General features: G+C 70.2%; 15 protein-coding genes. All 15 read left to right on the forward strand.

What is annotated here, in order from left to right; genetic code table 11:
• The first annotated feature begins 2 nt into the window (after nucleotides 1-2).
• Nucleotides 3-2120 carry a HEAT repeat domain-containing protein gene (locus tag K8612_RS23890; RefSeq protein WP_223763986.1) on the forward strand — a complete coding sequence of 706 codons (2118 nt, stop codon included), beginning with the start codon at nucleotides 3-5 and terminating at the stop codon, nucleotides 2118-2120.
• Nucleotides 2121-4322, forward strand: coding sequence for a cyclic nucleotide-binding domain-containing protein (locus K8612_RS23895; RefSeq protein WP_223763987.1), 2202 nt, complete (start codon nucleotides 2121-2123; stop codon nucleotides 4320-4322).
• A 139-nt stretch (nucleotides 4323-4461) separates the two neighbouring features.
• On the forward strand, nucleotides 4462-5349 hold the full coding sequence (locus K8612_RS23900) for a hypothetical protein (RefSeq protein WP_223763988.1): 888 nt from the start codon (nucleotides 4462-4464) through the stop codon (nucleotides 5347-5349).
• Between the two features lie 6 nt (nucleotides 5350-5355).
• Entirely contained in the window at nucleotides 5356-7071 is a 1716-nt protein-coding gene (locus tag K8612_RS23905; protein WP_223763989.1) for a long-chain fatty acid--CoA ligase, read from the forward strand.
• 14 nt (nucleotides 7072-7085) lie between these two features.
• Nucleotides 7086-7472, forward strand: a complete 387-nt coding sequence (locus K8612_RS23910) for a DUF4280 domain-containing protein (protein ID WP_223763990.1) — start codon at nucleotides 7086-7088, stop codon at nucleotides 7470-7472.
• Nucleotides 7465-8553, forward strand: coding sequence for a type VI secretion system protein IglI family protein (locus K8612_RS23915; protein WP_223743050.1), 1089 nt, complete (start codon nucleotides 7465-7467; stop codon nucleotides 8551-8553). The genes K8612_RS23910 and K8612_RS23915 overlap by 8 nt, the downstream gene beginning before the upstream one ends.
• 4 nt (nucleotides 8554-8557) lie before the next feature.
• On the forward strand, nucleotides 8558-9454 hold the full coding sequence (locus tag K8612_RS23920; protein WP_014396951.1) for a hypothetical protein: 897 nt from the start codon (nucleotides 8558-8560) through the stop codon (nucleotides 9452-9454).
• Between the two features lie 137 nt (nucleotides 9455-9591).
• On the forward strand, nucleotides 9592-10233 hold the full coding sequence (gene tssB / locus K8612_RS23925; RefSeq protein WP_223763991.1) for a type VI secretion system contractile sheath small subunit: 642 nt from the start codon (nucleotides 9592-9594) through the stop codon (nucleotides 10231-10233).
• Between the two features lie 40 nt (nucleotides 10234-10273).
• Nucleotides 10274-11761, forward strand: a complete 1488-nt coding sequence (tssC, locus tag K8612_RS23930; protein ID WP_223743052.1) for a type VI secretion system contractile sheath large subunit — start codon at nucleotides 10274-10276, stop codon at nucleotides 11759-11761.
• 55 nt (nucleotides 11762-11816) lie between these two features.
• The gene (locus tag K8612_RS23935) at nucleotides 11817-12401 is read left to right on the forward strand and encodes a hypothetical protein (RefSeq protein WP_223743053.1); all 585 of its coding nucleotides are present in this window, start codon (nucleotides 11817-11819) and stop codon (nucleotides 12399-12401) included.
• A gap of 86 nt (nucleotides 12402-12487) precedes the next feature.
• Nucleotides 12488-13738, forward strand: coding sequence for a type VI secretion system baseplate subunit TssK (gene tssK, locus K8612_RS23940; protein ID WP_223743054.1), 1251 nt, complete (start codon nucleotides 12488-12490; stop codon nucleotides 13736-13738).
• 5 nt (nucleotides 13739-13743) lie between these two features.
• Nucleotides 13744-14133, forward strand: a complete 390-nt coding sequence (locus K8612_RS23945) for a GPW/gp25 family protein (protein ID WP_223743055.1) — start codon at nucleotides 13744-13746, stop codon at nucleotides 14131-14133.
• Entirely contained in the window at nucleotides 14133-15821 is a 1689-nt protein-coding gene (locus K8612_RS23950) for a hypothetical protein (RefSeq protein WP_223743056.1), read from the forward strand. The genes K8612_RS23945 and K8612_RS23950 overlap by 1 nt, the downstream gene beginning before the upstream one ends.
• Before the next feature lie 13 nt (nucleotides 15822-15834).
• Nucleotides 15835-16461 carry a hypothetical protein gene (locus K8612_RS23955; RefSeq protein ID WP_223763992.1) on the forward strand — a complete coding sequence of 209 codons (627 nt, stop codon included), beginning with the start codon at nucleotides 15835-15837 and terminating at the stop codon, nucleotides 16459-16461.
• A gap of 56 nt (nucleotides 16462-16517) precedes the next feature.
• Nucleotides 16518-18164, forward strand: a complete 1647-nt coding sequence (locus K8612_RS23960; protein WP_223763993.1) for a type VI secretion system baseplate subunit TssF — start codon at nucleotides 16518-16520, stop codon at nucleotides 18162-18164.
• The last annotated feature ends 40 nt before the right edge of the window (nucleotides 18165-18204 follow it).

Consider the following 18204-nt stretch of genomic DNA (forward strand, 5'->3'; position numbering starts at 1 on the left):
CGATGCGAATCCGCGTGCGACCCCTCTTCCTCGCCCTGACCCTCCTCGTCGGGTGCAACGGCAACCGGGATCAGCTCCTCGCGGAGATCCAGGACCCCCGTCCCGAAATCCGCGCCGCGGCCGTGAGGAAGCTCGCCGAGCAGAACAACGCGGACGACCTGGTCCTCTTCACCCGCGCCGCCAAGGACCTCTCCGCCATCGTCCGCGGTGAGGCCGCCAGCGCGCTCGGGGAGAGCCAGGACCCGCGCGTCGTGGACCTCCTCGGAGAGCTCCTGGAGGATCCCGACGAGGCCGTGCAGGGCCAGGCCGCCCTGGCGCTCGCCAAGGTGAAGAACGACAAGGCCAAGGCGTACCTCACGCTCCAGTACGGACGGCGGGGCCGCGCCACGCGCCGGGTCATCGTCCAGGCCCTCAAGAGCGCCAACGTCCCCGGCGCCATGGCCACCGTCGTCGCCGCCGAGTCCAAGGGCCTCTGGGACCGCAACCTCCTGGCCCTCACCGAGGGCGCGCTCCCGGAGCGCGTGGGCGCCGCGGAGGAGCTGGGCAAGAGCGGCCGCGCGGAGGCGGTGAACCGGCTGCTGCCCATGGTGCGCGACAGCCAGGTCATCCTCGCCGCCGCCGCCGTGCGCGGCCTGGGCGACGCGGGCGACACCCGCGCGGTGGCCCCCATCGCGCTGCTGCTCGACGAGAGCTTCCCGGAGCTGCGCGAGTCCGCCATCGGCGCGCTGATGAAGCTGCAGGACCCGACCGCCGCGACGAAGCTCCAGGCGGTGGCGGTGGAGAAGAGCGCGGTGAGCCCGCTGGCCACCGACGCCATCCTGACCTTCCCGCGCACGCCCGCGACGGACGCCGCGCTGTGCGCCATCGCGCTCGACGGCGCCCGGGACGAAGCCCTGGACGCCGCCCGCGCCATGCGTTCGCGAGGCGGCTGCCCGGCGGAGCCCATCGCGGACCGGCTGTCGCGCCCGGCCACCGCGGCGTCGGGGCTACAGGCGGTGACGGGCCTGGGCCCGGCGGCGCAGGCGCTGCTGCCCAAGGTGACGCCGTGGCTCAACCAGCCGGACGCCGGGCCGCGCACGCTCGCGGTGGAGGCGGTGACGCACGTGGGCGATGCCTCCGTGGTGCCCGTCATCCAGAAGCTCTACGAGCAGGAGGTCGCCGGGCTCGCGACGCTGCGCGCAGACTGGATCCCGCAGGCGCTGCCGCAGAAGTACGCCGCGGACCTGGATCCGTCGGCCCCGCGCCCGGACGCGGCGAAGGGGAAGGAAGATCCCCGGTCCTCCAAGCACGCGCAGCTCTTCGAGCGGCTCCAGGCCCTCAACGCGGCCCGCGCCAAGCAGGCCGGGCGGGTGGTGGTGCCGCCGCGAGTCCCCTCGGAGCTGAGCGACGACGTGGAGCCCGCGAAGCTGCAGCCGCTGGCCACGCTGCTCACCGCGCTGGGGGCGCTCAAGGCGCCCGGAGCGCTGGAGATCCTCAAGGGCTACGCGGACGACGCGAGCCCGGTGCTGCGCGCGGCGGCGCTGGTGGGGCTCGCGTCCGTGGGGCCGGAGGGCATCGAGGTGACCCGCGCGGCGCTGCTGGAGCCCGACCGCGAGCTGCAGAAGACGCTGGCGCTGGCGCTGGCGGAGCAGGGCGAGGCCGGGCAGCTCGCGCTGGTGGAATCGCTGCCGAAGATGGGCAGCGAGAAGCTGGTGGTCCTGGATGCGCTGACGCGCGTGGGGCCGCCGCCGGCGTCCGCGTCGGAGGCGTTGCAGGTCGTGGTGAAGGAGGGTGGGGCGGAGGCGGCGCTCGCGGCGCAGTTGCTGGGGCGGATGGGCGCGAAGGGCGCGGTGCCCACGCTGCTCAAGGCGCTGGACGACTCCAACAGCGTGGCCCGGCGCGACGTGCTGCTGGCGCTGGGAGCCATGGGTGACGCGAAGTCCGCGGAGGTGGTGGGGCGGGACCTGTACCACGACCTGCCGGAGATCCGCGCCGCGGCGGCCACGGCGCTGCGCAAGATGAACACCGGCGCGGAGGCCGAGCCGCTGGACGCGCTGAAGGGCGACTACTTCCGCGAGGTCCGCGTCGCGGCGGGGGCCTCGCCGACGAAGGAAGGCACGGCGGCCGGCGGGGCGCGGTGAATGGAGTCCCGCGCGCTCAAGGACAAGGCGACGGAGGCCTTCGGTAAGGGCCGCTTCGCCAAGGCCGCCGAGCTGTACGAGGACTACTGCCAGGCGGAGCCGAAGGACCACCAGAGCCGCCTGCGCATGGGCGATGCGTGGGCCAAGGCCGGACAGCGTGACCGCGCCGTCTCCGCGTACCAGTCCGCGGCGGAGGGCTTCGCGAAGGAGGGCTTCCTCCCGCGCGCCATCGCCGCGAGCAAGCTGATCCTCGAGCTGGATCCGTCCCACCAGGGCGTGCAGCAGATGCTCGCGGACCTGTACGCGCGACGGGGCACGCCGGCCACGTCCAGGGCGAAGCCGAAGGACACCGCGCCCACCGCCGCGAGCCTCGTCACCCAACGGGAGCCCCCGCCGGAGGCCACCCACCCCGTGCCCCCGGAGCCGCTGGAGGCCGGCGGAGCACCGGTGGACCTGTCGGACTCACTCCCGCCCGAGCTGGCCCTGTCGAGCGCACCCGCGCCCGTCGCGGACGACGCCGAGGTGGTCCTCTCCGTCGAGGTGGAACTCGCGCCCGCGCAGGACGTGCCCGAAGCGCCCGTGACGCCCGAGGCGCCCGCGGTGCACGGCTCCGCCGCGCCAACGACAGCGAGCCATCCCGCGCCGCCTGTAGCCGTTCCCCCGCCGTCGGCGGCCGTCCCCGCGCCGCCTGCGGCGGCCCCCGCGTCACCTGCGGTTGTTCCCGCGCCGCCTGTAGCCGTTCCCCCGCCTTCGGCGGCCGTCCCCGCGCCGCCTGCGGCCGTCCCCGCGCCGCCTGCGGCGGCCCCCGCGTCACCTGCGGCCGTCCCCGAGTCGCCTGTAACCGTTCCCCCGCGGTCGGCGGCCGTTCCAGCGCCGCCTGAGACACACGCGGTGCATGTCGCCGCCGCGCCAGCCGCCGCACCCGCGCTGACGGGCCAGTCCGTTCGAGTCGCACCGCCGTCCCCAGCTCCCATGTTCGAGCTTCCCCAGATCCGGACGCCCAGCGGGCGCTGGCAGGCGCTCGCGCCGCCCATCACGGGCCCCGACACAGCGCCGGCCCCCACCGAGCCGAAGCCTCCCGCGCAGGCCGCGCCCCCCGGCCTGCGCCCCCGCCGCGTCGACACGCCCTCCAGGCCTACGGCCACGGTCGCCGCCGGAGCCTCCGTGGTGCCCACCACCGCCGGAGCCCCGGAGCCCTGGCGCGCGTCCCTGCGCGTCTCCAGCTTCACGGAGCTGGAGATCGAAGCAGACTCGCTGCTGCACGCGGTGGAGCTCGCGGCCCAGCGCGGACTGGCCGAACACGCGCAGGAGGAGGAGCCCGTCCACGAGCTGACCGAGGAGGCCGGGCCCGGTACCTGGGACGCGCTGCCGTCCATCCCGCTGTTCTCCGACCTGCCGCGCGACGCGTTCATCCAGCTCTTCGAACGCTGCCCCCTGCGGCGCTTCGGCCCCGGCGAGCGCATCCTCGCGCAGGGTACCCACGGCGACGCCTTCTACGTCATCTGCGAAGGCAGCGTGCGCGTCTTCAGAGAAGAGGACGGCCGCCGCCAGGACCTGGCCACGCTGGAGGTCGGCGCCTTCTTCGGCGAGATGGCGCTCCTGTCCGGAGCCCCGCGCGCCGCCTCCGTGGAGTCCGTATCCGACGACACGCAGGTGCTCGAGATCTCCGCCGCCGTGCTCGCCACGCTCTCGCGCAGCCATCCGCCCGTCGCCAGGGCCCTCAAGAAGTTCTGCCGCGAGCGGCTCCTCGCGAACGTGATGAACAGCTCCGCGCTGTTCCGCCCCTTCAACCGCAAGGACCGCCGCAATCTGGTGGAGCGCTTCCGGGCCCGCGACGTGGAGCGCGGCGACGTCATCATCCGCGAAGGCGACGCCACGGACGGTCTCTACGTCGTCCTCTCCGGCGAGGTGGAGGTCCACAAGAGCGCGCAGCGGCTGACCCTCCTGAAGGAAGGGGACCTCTTCGGGGAGATCTCCCTCCTGCAGAAGACGCCGGCCACCGCCACCGTGGAGGCCACGCGCCACACCACGCTGCTGCGCCTGCCGCGCGAGGACTTCGACTCGCTCATCTCCAGCCACCCGCAGGTGCTGATGCTCGTCTCGGACCTGAGCGACGAACGCCTGCGCCGCACGGAGCACGTGCTGGGCACCCAGACGGGTAGCGCCCAGGCGGACGACGAGGACGACCTCATCCTCGTCTGACGGCGCCCCCCTGGGTCCCCAGGCGTGCATCCCACCCCGCGAGTCACCTGAAGCAGCCGGGATGGGCGCCAGGTTGTGACGCCCGGAAGCGCCCGCTATCCTGCCCGGCATGGCTGGAGGCCAGCACGCGACAGCGGGATTGGGGCCCGACGACATCGCCGAGCTGGAAGCCCTTGGCTCCGAGCCCGGCTATGACGTGTTCCTGGCCCCCGCGCGTGCCCTCGAAGGCGCCGTGGAGGAGTGCCGCTCCAACATCGCGCTCGCCTTCCACAACACGAAGCGCGGCGTGGAGAGCGTGCTCGCCCGGGAGGCGGAGCTCGCCGCGCTCCCGGGCGTCAACGTCGAGGAGCTGCGCGAACTGCCGCTGCTCGCCCAGGGCCTGGCCTGGGCCGCGCTGCGCATCCAGCGCGACATGCGCGCCAGCACCTTCGGAGCCCTCTTCGACCGCGCCCAGCAACTGCGCCGCAAGCTGCTCAAGACCGCGGAGGCGCTCGCGGAGGCCGCCTTCCTCTCCGCCGCGGACGTGGCGTCCGCCCACAGCGAGGGCCACCGCGACGTGGTGGGGGACTGCCTGGGACTCGTGGCGCTGTTCCGCCTGCACGAGGCGAAGCTCGCCGGCCGCTCGCCCGTCACCCCCGAGGACGTGAACGAGGTGGAGCGCGTGGCGCAGCAACTGCGCGCCCTGCTCGCGGCCCCCGGGGAGGCCCGCGAGGACGGGAGCTCACCGCTGCTCTTCGAGGCCACGGAGACGCGCGACCGCTTCTGGACGCTGCTCCTCCGGCGCCACGACATCCTCTGGCGCTGCGGCGCGTGGCTCTTCGGCCGGGACGTGGACATCCACGTCCCGCCGCTCCAGGCCCGTCACCCGCTGGTGCGCGCCGTCGTGCCCACGTCCATTGAACGCGCGAAGCCGCAGCAGACGCCCGCGAAGCGCGGGGCGACCCCCATCGACTACGCCCCGGACAGCAACGTGCGCTCCAAGGTCCGCTTCATGGTGAAGGTCGGCTTCGACTTTCCCTCGCGGTAGACACCCATGCCTTTCGACGTGAAGGACATCCTCCGGCAACTGGAAGCCGGCTTCGCTCCGGAGTCCGGGGCCCCGAAGTGGTGGCAGGAGAGCTGGGAGGATCCGGAAGGGTTCGCCGTGGCGCTCGCGGACGCCCACGCGGGCCGGGGCGTCCCGCCACCCAAGAGCCGCCCGGGCCAGCAGTACGACTTCTTCCACGATCTCATCGTGCGCCACGTCGCGCTGGAGCGCCCCGCGTTCCGCACGCACCAGCGCATCCAGGGCTGGCAGGCCCTGGGCTACCGCACGCTGCACGACCTGGCCTCGCGCCGCGCCAGCGAGTGGGCGGACCAGGGCGTGGAGCCGGGCGCGAAGGTGTGCCTGGTCCACGGCGTGGGGCAGGAGCTGCTCGTGTCGCTGCTGGCCACGCTGAAGCTGGGCGGCTGCTTCACGCTCCTGCCGCCCATGGGCCCGCGCGCCATGGCCACCCGGCTGGAGTCCCTGACGCCGGACTTCATCGCCGCGGAGCCCCACCAGCTCCCGCTCCTCAAGGGCCACGAGCAGCTCCTGCTCAAGAGCCAGGGGAGGGGAGCGCCGGGCTTCACGTCCCACACGTACAAGCCCACGGACGTGGTGGGGCTGCTCTTCTCGCCGCTGGTGGATCCGCCGCACACGCCGGTGCCCCTCACCGCGGAGAACGCGTGGAAGGGCGCCATCGGCGACGGGATGCTCACCTTCGGCCTGTCGCAGGGGGACCTCCTCGCGGCGCCGGACTTCCCGGTGCTCCAGCACCTGCCGGCGCTCCTCTTCGCCACGCTCCTGCGCGGCGCCACCTACCTGCACCTGGAGATGGCGGACCTGGCGCTCAACCCGGCCCCGCTCCTGGAGCACCCGCTGCGCGCCCTGGGCGTCACGCCGAAGCTGAGAGACCTGCTCGTGCGCCACCGCGCCAGCCTGCGCAACGTGCAGCACTGGTTCCGCAGCCCGGAGGAGCCCTTCGACGCCCAGGCGTGGCGGGCGTGGGTGAAGCAGTGCGGCCTCCAGGGCGTGCCGTCCTCCAACGTCCTCATCGACGCGTCCGTCGGCGGCGCGGTGCTGGTGTCGTCGCGCGGCGTGAACGAGCCGGCCACGGACGTGCACACGGACGTCCTCCCCGTGCCGGGCCGCGCGTGGACGCTGAAGGATCCGAACGAGAGCGGGCAGGGCGCCCCCACGGACGTGGGCGTCTTCACGCTGCTGCCGGACAAGGAATACCCGCCGGGTCACGTCCTGCTCGCGCGGATCCGCCAGCGCTACCACTACGCGGGCACCCTGGGCTTCCGGCACGACGGCCGCCCCTACTCCGCGAAGGAGGTCACCGCCGCGCTGGAGGACCTGCCGTTCCTCGCGGGCACCAGCGTGGTGCCCGTGTCCACCGGCGGCCTCGCCAGCCACTCCCGCTTCATCCTCCTGGCCTTCACCGGGGCCACGCCTGCTCCCTCGTCCGGCGAGCAGGAGATCCACCGGCGCATCGAAATGCTGCTGGGCGGGGACTTCCTGCCCGACCGCATCGAGTTCTTTCCGCTCTTTCCCCACCGGGTGAAGGGCGCGGTCGACGACGCGTGGTGCGCCTCGCAGTTCTTCACCGGCGCGCTGCACAAGAAGGCGAGGGACCCGATGTTCCAGGCCCTCACCGCCCTGCGAGGACGGCTGCTGGAAAGCGCCGAGGCTTCAGGCGATGATGATCCGTCGTCAGCGCGCTGAAAAAGGAGCGGTCCATGGGTGCGCAGGTCGTGATGGGAGCGATGCTCCAATGCAGCTTCGGGATGGCGCCCTCGTCGCTGATGGTGCTGCCCGTGAACCGGGTGATGGCCACCACGCCCGCGGCGAACATCATGGACAACAAGCCGTTCATGAACATCCTGCCCTTCGGCATGTGCCAGTCCCTGGCCAACCCCATGGTGGCGGCGGCGACCGCGGCGGCCTTCGGCGCGCTCACCCCCATGCCCTGCATCCCCGTCACCGCGGCCCCCTGGATGCCCGGGTGTCCCAAGGTGCTGATCGGCAACATGCCGGCGCTGGAGAGCAACTCCAAGTGCATGTGCAACTGGGGCGGCGTCATCCAGATCACCGCCCCCGGACAGATGGTGGCCATCGATGGGTAGCCCCGCGCAGGTGTTGGAGCCCGTGGACTTCACGCTGCTCGACGTGGAGTTCACCACCGCCCCCGTACCGCTCGACGAGTCCGAGGGACCGGATCCGCGCCTGGAGGCCATCACCGGCTTCGTCGCCAAGAGCGAGTACGCGGACGCCTCCCGCGCCGCCGCCGCGCTCCTGCGCCAGGGCGTGCGCGACATCCGCCTGGTGGGCCCGTACCTCTTCGGCCACTTCTTCGCGGACGGCATGAAGGCGCTGCCCGTCCTGTTCCGCTCCCTCAAGCGCACGCTGACGGAGAACTGGGACTTCTTCGGCCCGGTGGAGAAGAAGCTCGTCTTCGCGGACACCGGCCTGCGCTGGCTGCTGAAGATGATGGGCAAGCACCTGGAGCACCACTCGCGCCTCAAGGACGCGCAATGGCAGGCCTGGAGCGCGCCCGGCAACCGCGAGCCCATGGAAGAGGCCCTGGCCCTGGGCGACCCGCTCATCGCCGCCCTCGCCATCCTGCAGAAGAGCGCGTGCATGGACGCCATGCGCACGCTGCTCGGCGCGCTGCGCTCCCACGCCCAGGCCGTGCCCTTCCTGCCTCCGCCGGAGGAGCCCCGGCCCGCCGCGGCGCCGGAGCCCGAGCTCGCCGCCGCTCCGGAGGACGACGAGGAGGAAGAGGACGACGAAGAAGGGGAGGAGGAAGAGGAGGTCCGCCCCGCGCGCCGCAAGAAGGCCGCCCGCCAGGAGGCGCAGGACACGGGGCCTGGCGTGCCCATGTCTCCCGCGCTCGCGCTGCTGGTCCGCAAGCTGTCTGCCTTCGAGGCGCTGGTGGAGCGCGAGGACTACACCAAGGCGAGCGTCATCGCCGTGGACGTGCTCGCCACGGTGGAGCGCTTCGACCCGCGCGTGTACCTGCCGCAGCTCTTCTCCGGCTTCTTCAACGGCCTGACGCAGCACGCGGAGGCCATCGAGCCCATGCTGCACAACACGGAGACGCTGTCCTTCCGCGCCATGGATCAGCTCTACCGCGTGGACCTGGAAGCGTTCCTCGTCGCCCAGGCGCGCCCGCCGCGCGGCGGCGGCCCGGAATACGACGAATAGCCCCATGGCACTGGAGCGCGAACAGCCGGGCCGCAAGCTCACCGTCGAGGAGCGCATCAGCGAGCGCATCCGCAGCTTCGACGTGCCGGCCCTCCTGGACCTGCTCGCCAAGGAGGGCTACGGCGAGGCGGAGGTGGAGTTCCGCAGCCACCGCAGCACCGTGCACCAGCCCCACCTGGTGCACGCCATCGAGTTCACCCGCCACCCGCGCAAGCGCGTGGTCATCACCGTCAACCTGGGCCTGCTCAGCCTGCAGACGCCGCTGCCCTCGTTCCTCTTCCAGGCCATGGACCGCCTGGAGCAGGACACGATGGCGGACTTCCTGGGTTACTTCGACCACCTGCTGCTGCGGACCCGCTTCGCGGGCCAGTTCCCGGACCGCGACGAGTCCCTGCTGCCCGGCTGGGAGCACTCCACCGCGCACCGGCTGCGCCTGCTTCGGCTCGCGTGCCCCAGCAGCCTGCACTGGCTGTTCGCCAAGGTCTTCCCGGAGGCGGAGGTGGTGGTGCGCCGCGAGACGCGCCGCCAGCGCATCGAAGCCAAGGGCATCCGCCTGGGCGCCGCCGCGCTCGGAGACGGCAGCGCGGTGGGCGGCTTCGCCACCGTCCCCACCGGCGGGGTGGAGGTGCGGCTGTTCCTCAACGAGCCGCACTCCGGCACCGGCACCCCCTGGGCCGTGGAGGCCCGCCGGCGCCTCAACACCCGCATCCTCCCGAGCCTCGCGGAGACCCCGCTCGCGCTCGCCGTCATCCTGTGCCTGCGTGATCAGAGCAGCTACGCGCGGCTGATCGACGGAAGCCACCTGGGCTACGAGCCGTTGGTAGGAGGCCCGGAACAGACCCAGGAGGTCCTCCTGTTCACGGGGGACACCGCTCAACTGCGATCATCCGAACCCCGCTAGACCTGTCATGTCGGCTGGTTGACGGGAATTCCTGATCGCGCCTAGGCTGTAAATGTTCACTCGGCAGGGCGTACTCCCGGGGCGGCTCCAGTAGGACTGGGGGGAATCCGACGCACTGCGAATGTCAGGGAGTCACCGTGGCCATTCAGGACCAGCTTCCCAAATCCCGCATCACCCTCACGTACCGCACCACCATCAACGGCGAGCAGGAGACGGTGAACCTGCCGTTGCGCCTCCTGGTCATGGGCGACTTCTCGCTGGGATCCTCCGAGGACCGCAAGACGGACCTGGAGACGCGCAAGCTGCGGTCCGTGGACGGCCGCAACCTCGACGAGTTGATGAAGGACATGAAGATGTCCGCCAACTTCGAGGTCCCCAACCGCATCAACCCGGACGTGGAGTCGGAGCTGAACGTCACGCTCCCCATCGACCGGATGAAGTCCTTCCACCCGGATGAGATCGTCAAGCACGTGCCGAAGCTCAAGGCGCTGCTGCTCCTGAAGACGCTCCTCGTGGAGATGCAGTCGAACATCGACAACCGCAAGGACCTGCGCCGCGAGCTCTACGAGCTGTTCTCCAAGCCGGACGCGCTCAAGGAGCTGCTCAACGAGCTGAAGGGCTACGAGACCATGCGCCTGCCCTCCGGTGAGACCGCGAAGACGGACGCGCCCGCCGCCGGTGCCGCCGCCGCTGGCAAGCCCGCCGGGGGCGCCGCCGCCGCCACGGCCGCGGTCGCCGCCACCGTCGCCGCGGGCGCCAAGCCCCCGGCCGCTTCCTGATCCGCCTTCCCAACCCTTCGACTTCTAAAAGGACTCCGCCATGGCTGAGACCACCTACCTGAAGCGCCTGTTCACCAGCGTCCGGCTCGATCCGCCCCAGGAATCGGCGCCGATGATCACCACCAACTTCGCCCCCGCGGGCGATGAGCAGCAGGTCACCCTGGAGAGCCGCTTCCTCTCCAGCGTCGCCGCGCTCCTGCAGAACGTGGCCCCCGTGGAGGGCCCGGACAACACCGCCCGCTTCGACAAGGGCCAGGTGCTGGACGTCATCAGCCGCATCGACCGCATGATCGACGCGCAGATGAACGAGATCCTCCACAACGAGACCTTCCAGAAGCTGGAGTCCACGTGGCGCGGCCTGGAGGACCTGGTCGACCACACCAACTTCAAGGCCAACATCGCCATCGACATCCTGGACGTCGCCAAGGATGAGCTGGCGGAGGACTTCGAGAACAACTCCAGCAACATCTTCGCCGGAGCGCTGTTCGACAAGGTCTACATCCAGGAGTACGACCAGTACGGCGGCCGCCCCTTCGGCGCCATCGTGGGCCTGTACGACTTCTCCTCGTCGCCCGCGGACCTCACCTGGCTGCAGCGCATGGCCAAGGTCTCCAACGCCGCGCACGCGCCGTTCATCTCCGCCGTGAACCACAAGTTCTTCGGCTGCGAGACCATCGAGGAGATGGAGGCCATCAAGAACCTGGAGGGCGTGCTCGCCCACCCGCGCTTCGGCCGCTGGAACGCGTTCCGCGACACGGAGGAGGCCGCGTACGTGGGCCTGACCTTCCCGCGCTACGTGCTGCGCCTGCCCTGGCACCCGGACAAGAACCCCTGCGACGTCCTCAACTTCACCGAGACGGCGCGCGGCGACTCCGACAAGTACCTCTGGGGCAACTCCGCCATCCTGCTCGCGCGCAACATGGTGAAGGCGTTCGAGATCTCCGGCTGGTGCCAGTCCATCCGCGGCCCCAAGGGCGGCGGTCTGATCACGGGCCTGCCCGTGGACACCTTCTCCCTGCGCGGCCAGGAGGAGATCAAGGCCCCGGTGGAGATCGCGATCCCCGACTACCGCGAGTACGAGTTCGCGCGCTCGGGCTTCATCCCGCTCGTGTACCGCAAGGGTTCCAGCGACGCGACGTTCTTCAGCACCCAGTCCGCCAAGGTCGCCAAGACGTTCAAGGACCCCAAGGACTCGGAGAACTCGCAGCTCGTCACCAACCTGGCCTACACGTTCTCCATCACGCGTCTGGCGCACTACGTGAAGTGCATCATGCGCGACAACATCGGCAACACGGCGGACGCGCCCTACATCCAGCGGCAGTTGGACTCGTGGCTGTCCAACTACGTCACGACCGTGGCCAACCCGGACGACCTCACCGTGCGCCGCTTCCCGTTCAAGGCGAGCAGCGTGACGGTGTTCCCGCGTCCCGGTGAGATCGGTTGGTATGACTGCAAGCTGGCCGTGCTCCCGCACATCCAGTTCGAAGGCCTCAACGTGGAGCTGATGCTCGAGTCGCGGCTCGGTTAAGCCGCTTCCCACTTGGGGCAGGTGAGCGCCTGCCCCCCTTACCCTGGAGTGACAGATGCCCCAGTTTTCGCGCAACCTGGACGTGTATCAGGGTTTCAACTTCAAGAAGGACAAGCAGACCCCCGTGGGCTACATCACCGCCATCACCATTGGCGGCGAGGCGCTGGCGGCGGATCAGGAGACCATCAAGGATCCTGAGAACCCGGACGCGGCCATCGCCGACAAGGTCGTCGCGGTGCTCAACCACTACCTGTGGGAGACGGGCGTGACGGACGCCATGTACTTCTCCGGCCAGGTGTCGGTGGCGAACAAGCAGAAGGTGGCGGAGATGCTGCTGGGCAACTTCAGCAACATCGAAGTCAACTTCAAGTACGTCATCTACGAGTACGACCCCATCGGGAAGAAGTACTTCAAGTCGAACTTCCTCGACGCGGAGATGAAGGGCCTGCTCGAGAAGAACGGCGACGACCTGAACATGTCCATCGCGGACAACGAGTCGCGTGAGGTGCAGTCGCCCAAGAACTTCACGTTCCAGATCGGCATCAAGCCGCAGGCGACCGAGCAGTCGCTGAACCTGGCCACCTCCTCCGCGAAGAAGATCGCGAAGAAGTGGGGCATCACCGAGGCGGCCGCCAAGTAGCATCGGCCGCGGTCCGGGTCTAAACCAGGCCGGGAGCAGGTTTCGCTCCCGGCCGGGTTCAGGCGGGTGGAAGGAAAGAACGGCGTATGCAGCGGTACAAGCTCGCACGGGTCCGCTGGCACGTAGGCCAGACGCTTCTTCCGGAGCATTTCGTCGCGCAGGAGGACGCGCTGGACGCGGAGATCCGCCTCCACTCCACGCTGTCCGGCCTGCCTTCCTACGGCGTCGCGAACCTGGCCTGGAACGAGTCGCTCCTGCAGAGCGGCAGCCTGTCCATCTCCGCGCTCACCGTCGTCACCAAGTCCGGGGACCTGCTGGACGTCCCGGGCAACTCCGTCATCTCGCCCCTGTCGCTCGAAGCCGTGGGCAGGACGGAGTTCATCGTCTACCTGCACGTGCTCAAGGAGACCGTCAGCGCGGAGGGCATCCGCCTGTACGCGGATGATCCGCCGGTGCTCCAGCGCGTGCTCCACAAGCTCCAGTTGTCCACGGAGCCGGTGCTGGACGGGACCATCGGCTCCCTGGGGCTGGCCGCCGTGTCGCAGGACGAGGACGGCGCGTGGCACACGTCCCCGGACTGGGTGCCGCCGCTCCTGCTCGTGGGGCCCAACCCCTTCCTGGAGAAGCTGCTCTCCACGCTGGATGACCTGCTGGATCAGGTGCGCCAGCAACTGCTCACCAACATCTCGGACACGTACCTGCGCACGGACCGGCTCACCAACGCGCGCCGGGCGCTCTTCGAAGTGCAGCGGCTCATCGCGCTGCGCCGGGACATGTTCCGGCAGGTGTACGTGCACCCGTACCACCTGTTCGACGCGCTCCGCCGGCTGTACTTCGAGGCGTGCTGCTACCTGGAGATGCTCCCGGACGAGCAGATGCCGGTGTACCAGCACGAGGGCCTCAACGAGTCCCTGGGCGGGTGGATCCGCCTGCTCCAGCGCAGCTTCCAGCCGGAGGCCACGCGCTCCACGCACAAGGCCTTCCAGGCGAAGGAGGGCCAGTTCCAGATGACGCCGCTGCCGCCGGAGATCCGCTCCGCCAGCGAGGCGTACCTCCTGGTGCAGCGCACCCAGCCCGGGGAGCGCACGCCGCTGGACGGCGTGAAGCTGGCCAGCCCCTCCCGGCTGCCGCTGGTGCGCCGCCAGGCCCTGAAGGGCGTGCCCTTCAAGCACGTGCCGTATCCGTCCTTCCCGCACGCGCTGGGGCCGGAGATCGACTGGTACCTGCTCAGCCAGGGCGAGGAGTGGCAGCACGCGCTGCGCGAGGACGGCCTGGCCTTCTACGTGACGCCCGCGCTCCGGGGCGCCCAGACCTCGCTGTTCTGGCGGAGGAGCTAGACGCCATGGCGCGCGCACCGTTCCTGGACAAGTTCGCGGCCCGCAGGGAGCACGCCAACAGCCGCGACAGCCTGGAGCACGTGATGCGCAACATCGAAGCCGTGCTCAACACGAAGAAGGGCTACGGCTTCTTCATGCACGACTTCGGGCTGGGCGGGTACACGGAGAAGCTGGGCACGCGCGAGCTGGTGGAGGCGCTCACCGCGGAGATCCAGCAGGAGATCACCCGGCACGAGCCGCGGCTGGTGGACCCGGAGGTGAAGCTGCGCGGCCGCGACAGCGCGCTGTGGCTGTACTTCGACTGCAAGGGCACCTTCGACGGGCAGCCCTGCCACCTGTCGCTGCTGTTCCACTCCACCACCGGCCGGGTGCGCGTGCAGGCGGAGGACACCTGATGGCCTTCGCCGACCGCCTGGACCTGGGCCTGACGCTCACCATCGGCGGGACGGCGCACGCCATCCCCTCATCGGACGTGCTCGCCTTCGAGCTGGATCTGCACGGCTGGGGGCACGAGGGGAGGGTGGAGTTCCGCGTGCTCGACGAGACGGCGCACGGCGGACAGAAGCAGGACACGCTGCTGGCGGACTTCCTCAAGCCGGACCTGGCGGAGGTGGCGCTGGAGCTGAAGGCCGTGCACTCCGACACGGCGACGAAGCCCACCTTCACCTCGCTGAAGGTGAAGGGGCTGGTGCAGGAGAAGGCCCTCACGGAGGAGGCCGTCGCCCGGGCCAAGGGCGCGGGCATCACCTACCGCCACTACACCGTGCGCTTCGTGGACCCCGCGCGGCTCTTGTGGACGCAGCACCACCCGTGCGTGCTCTACACGCAGAAGACGCTCCAGGACGTGCTGGACGCGCACAAGGGCGACAAGATCACCCTGGCCAATGACTGGGCCGCGGAGCTGGACAAGACGCTGCCGCTCATCTTCCTGGGCCTGGCCCCGGAGTCCGGCGCCAGCTTCTACGACTTCGTCGTCTGGTTCGTGCACACGCGCAACGGCGTGCTGGCGTACGACTACACGGCGCAGGGCTACCAACTGCGCGCGACGAAGGACGCCACCGGGACGCCCCTCACGCTGCGCGCGGCGGACGTGGACCGCGTGTCGGTGGTGTTCCCGGAGGTGGCGCGCCACGACGTGGCCATCCTCAACGCGGCCGCGGAGAGCCCCAAGAATCAGGCCATCACCAACGCCCAGGCCGTCACCGGCATCCGCCAGGACGTGCTGCTGCGCACGGACATCGCGGACGACGTGCAGGCCCGCGTGACGCTGGAGACGGCGCGCCTCAAGATTCGCGGCCTGGAGGTGGAGCTGGACTGGAACCGCTTCCCGGCGGTGGCCTTCGCCCCGGGCGCGCTGGTGAAGCTGCCGGACACGGCCGGGTGGACGGCCGCGGGCGTGCCGGCCACGCAGGACTTCCGGGTGCGCCGGATGAGCCTGCGCGCGGAGCCGCTGCCCGTGGAGGAGGGGGAGCTGCCTTCGGGCGGGGACGCGTCCGGTCCCTCGGGCGACGAGCCCGTGCGGCGGCCCAAGCCGGAGAGCCGCTTCCTCATCTCGCTCACCACGCGGCTGGAGAAGAAGGCGGAGGCGCACGTGGACCTGCCGCCCTTCACCGCGCCGGTGTACCCGCGCTTCGTGGAGGGGCTCGTCGTCAGCGAGGTGGGCGAGCAGAAGGACGAGACCTGGCAGGCGTACACGGACGAGGCCACGTCGCTGGACAGCTACAAGGTGAAGCTGCCGCTGTTCGCCAACCAGATCGTCCAGGTGCCCTTCAACGCGAACCTGCAGCCGGGGCACTTCTACTTCCCTGCCTACAAGGGCGCCCGGGTGCTGGTGGCGCTGGACTTCCTGCGCGCGTGGCTCAAGCGCAACCTGGACTGGCGGGCGGGCGCGCGGCTGCCCTCGGACGGGCAGGGCGTGCACCTGCTCGTCGGAAAGACGACGACGAGCGGCACGTCCATGAGGCACTTCTACGAGGACAACAAGCCGCTGTGGCGCCTGCAGCGCACGAACGAAAGCGACACGGAGAAGGTCGAGCTCAAGGAAGGCAACCTGCTCATCCTGGTGAAGGAAGAGTCCGCCTGAGGCGGGAGGGACGATGGGAGCTTCAGGACCGGGAGCGGCGGGAACGCTGGTCTGCAAGATCGAGCTGGACAAGAAGGGCGGCATCACCGTCCAGGTCGACAATGGGGATGACAAGATCACCCAGACCATCGTGATGGACGGCACCAGCATCACCATCACGGTGAAGGGCCAGCAGGAGACGAGCACCATCGTGCAGAAGCAGGACAGCATCGTGGTGACGGTGAAGGACCTGACCTTCGACACCGACACCATCACGATGAAGTCCAAGGGCGTCTCCAAGTGGACCAGCCAGGACACGCTCACGGTGGAGAGCACCAAGGACATGACGCTCAAGACGAGCGCCAAGCTCACGCAGACGGCCACCAGCGACGCGAAGCTGTCCTCCAGCGCGAACGTGAACATCGAGGCCACGTCCAAGCTGGCCATGAAGGGCAACATGGGCGCGGAGATGGTGACCTCCGGCGGCGAGGCCAAGGTGGACGGCGTGACGCTGAAGCTGGCCGGCAAGTCGCAGGCGGAGATGTCCGGCGCGATGACCAAGGTGTCCGGCACCGGCAAGCTCGACCTGGAGAGCTCCGGCATGGCGAACCTGAAGGGCTCCATCACCAGCGTGGGCGGCACGCTGGTGAAGCTGGGCTGAAGACGGACGGCTGACCCACACATGGCGACGACTGACGTACGGCGGGAGAGCGGGCGGTGAAGGACTTCTCGGAGAAGATCTACCTGGACTTCCTGTCGGAGCTGGACGGGCTGGAGCGCTTCCGCCAGCGCTTCCAGGAGCGGCACCCGGCGGCCCCGTTGGACCGCGAGGACCCGGACGTGCGCCGCCTCATCGAGGCGATGGCGTTCTTCTCCGTGCAGACGCGTCACGCCACGCTGCACAACCTGCGCTCCACCTGGCGCCGGCTGTTCGCGGGCTTCTTCGACTTCCTCCTGGAGCCCGTGCCCGCCGCCGCCATGGCGCAGGCCGTGCCCACGGAGAAGATGGTGGAGCCGGTGCTGCTCACCCGGGGCACGGAGCTGCGCCTGACGCCCGCGGAAGGGGTGGCGGGCTCCTTCCGGCTCCAGCGCGACCTGCGCGTGCTGCCCATCTTCCTCAAGGGCACGGACGTGGTGCCCCAGGTGCGCAGCGGCCACCGGCTCATCCTCCGCTTCGAGTCCCGCTTCGCGCGCAAGGACGCCATCGACGTGCTCAGCCTGCACGTGCGGCACCTGGACGACTACCGCTCGTCGCTGGCGGTGTTCCACGCGCTGCGCAAGCACGTGAAGCAGGTGAGCGTCGTATACGACGAGGAGGCGGACGAGCACTCCGTGGGCAGCCCCTGCGAGGTGTCCTTCAACCGGGACCCGCCCGCGCCGGACGACAGCGGCCTCTACGCGCACCCGTTCCAGCGCCTGCGCGCCTTCTTCCAGTTCCCGGAGCAGCAGCTCTTCGTGCACGTGAAGGTGCCGCCGCCGCGCGGCAGCTCCTGGATGCGGTTCTGCCTCTGCCTGGACCTGGACAAGGACTGGAACGTCGGCCGCTCGCTGCACCCGGACTTCTTCCAGCTCTTCACCGTGCCGGTGGTGAACCTCAAGGCGGAGCCCGCGCAGGTGGTGGTGGCGGACGGCACGCGCGCGGAGCACCCCATCATCAGCATGAGCGCGGGGCGCGAGTTCACCCTGCACTCGGTGACGGGCGTCTTCGAGATGACCAAGGCGGGCCTGGCCCCGCTGCGGCCCGCCTTCCTGCCTGGCAAGGGCCCCAGCTACGAGGTGGACGAGACCTTCGACGAGAAGCTCGCGTCCCGGCAGAGCCTCATCGTGCGCATGCCGGAGGCCTTCACGGCGCCGCGAAAGATCGTGCTGGAGGCCCTGTGGCACCAGCCGCAGTTCTCCGCGCAGGCGGCGGGCAGGGTGGACGTGTCCGTGCCGGGCCGTCACATCGAGGGCCTGAAATGGCAGACGGTGGGCAGCCTCCAGCCGCACCGCGACAGCGTGCTGCGGGATGACGTGGAGGCGTTGACGCAGTTCCTCGCGTGGAAGGCGAAGCCCACGCTGGGCCGGGACGAGGTGGTCGCCCTGCTGGGTCACCTGGGGACCCCCGCGGAGAGCCCGTTCCGCCGCGTCCTTCCGTGGCTCAAGGAGTTGAAGTTCAGTGTCGTGCCCGACAGCGCGCTCAAGGGGTCGGGGCTCCGCCACGCGTATGAAGCCGTGATGGAGCCCTTCGACCAGAGCTTCGAGCCTGTCGTCATCTGCTTTCTTGAGCAGTTGAGGGACCTGCTTGATGCTTGGAACAACGAGGCGACGGTTGATCTCAAGGCCTCGGTGGCGGGTTTGGGGCCGCTACAGCTTCCAACATAGTCAAACACTCTCATGAAACTGGAGCATTGGAACGCACTCC

This window comes from Corallococcus sp. AS-1-6 (genome assembly GCF_020037015.1).
In the GTDB taxonomy this organism is placed as follows: domain Bacteria; phylum Myxococcota; class Myxococcia; order Myxococcales; family Myxococcaceae; genus Corallococcus.

What these genes read in the sequence shown, in the direction of transcription:
- K8612_RS23955 (WP_223763992.1), top strand. Translation starts at nt 15,835, where the DNA reads ATGGGAGCTTCAGGACCGGGAGCGGCGGGAACGCTGGTCTGCAAGATC.
- K8612_RS23945 (WP_223743055.1), top strand. Translation starts at nt 13,744, where the DNA reads ATGGCGCGCGCACCGTTCCTGGACAAGTTCGCGGCCCGCAGGGAGCAC.
- tssC (WP_223743052.1), top strand. Translation starts at nt 10,274, where the DNA reads ATGGCTGAGACCACCTACCTGAAGCGCCTGTTCACCAGCGTCCGGCTC.
- tssK (WP_223743054.1), top strand. Translation starts at nt 12,488, where the DNA reads ATGCAGCGGTACAAGCTCGCACGGGTCCGCTGGCACGTAGGCCAGACG.
- K8612_RS23935 (WP_223743053.1), top strand. Translation starts at nt 11,817, where the DNA reads ATGCCCCAGTTTTCGCGCAACCTGGACGTGTATCAGGGTTTCAACTTC.
- K8612_RS23905 (WP_223763989.1), top strand. Translation starts at nt 5,356, where the DNA reads ATGCCTTTCGACGTGAAGGACATCCTCCGGCAACTGGAAGCCGGCTTC.
- K8612_RS23890 (WP_223763986.1), top strand. Translation starts at nt 3, where the DNA reads ATGCGAATCCGCGTGCGACCCCTCTTCCTCGCCCTGACCCTCCTCGTC.
- K8612_RS23895 (WP_223763987.1), top strand. Translation starts at nt 2,121, where the DNA reads ATGGAGTCCCGCGCGCTCAAGGACAAGGCGACGGAGGCCTTCGGTAAG.
- K8612_RS23920 (WP_014396951.1), top strand. Translation starts at nt 8,558, where the DNA reads ATGGCACTGGAGCGCGAACAGCCGGGCCGCAAGCTCACCGTCGAGGAG.
- K8612_RS23910 (WP_223763990.1), top strand. Translation starts at nt 7,086, where the DNA reads ATGGGTGCGCAGGTCGTGATGGGAGCGATGCTCCAATGCAGCTTCGGG.
- K8612_RS23950 (WP_223743056.1), top strand. Translation starts at nt 14,133, where the DNA reads ATGGCCTTCGCCGACCGCCTGGACCTGGGCCTGACGCTCACCATCGGC.
- K8612_RS23915 (WP_223743050.1), top strand. Translation starts at nt 7,465, where the DNA reads ATGGGTAGCCCCGCGCAGGTGTTGGAGCCCGTGGACTTCACGCTGCTC.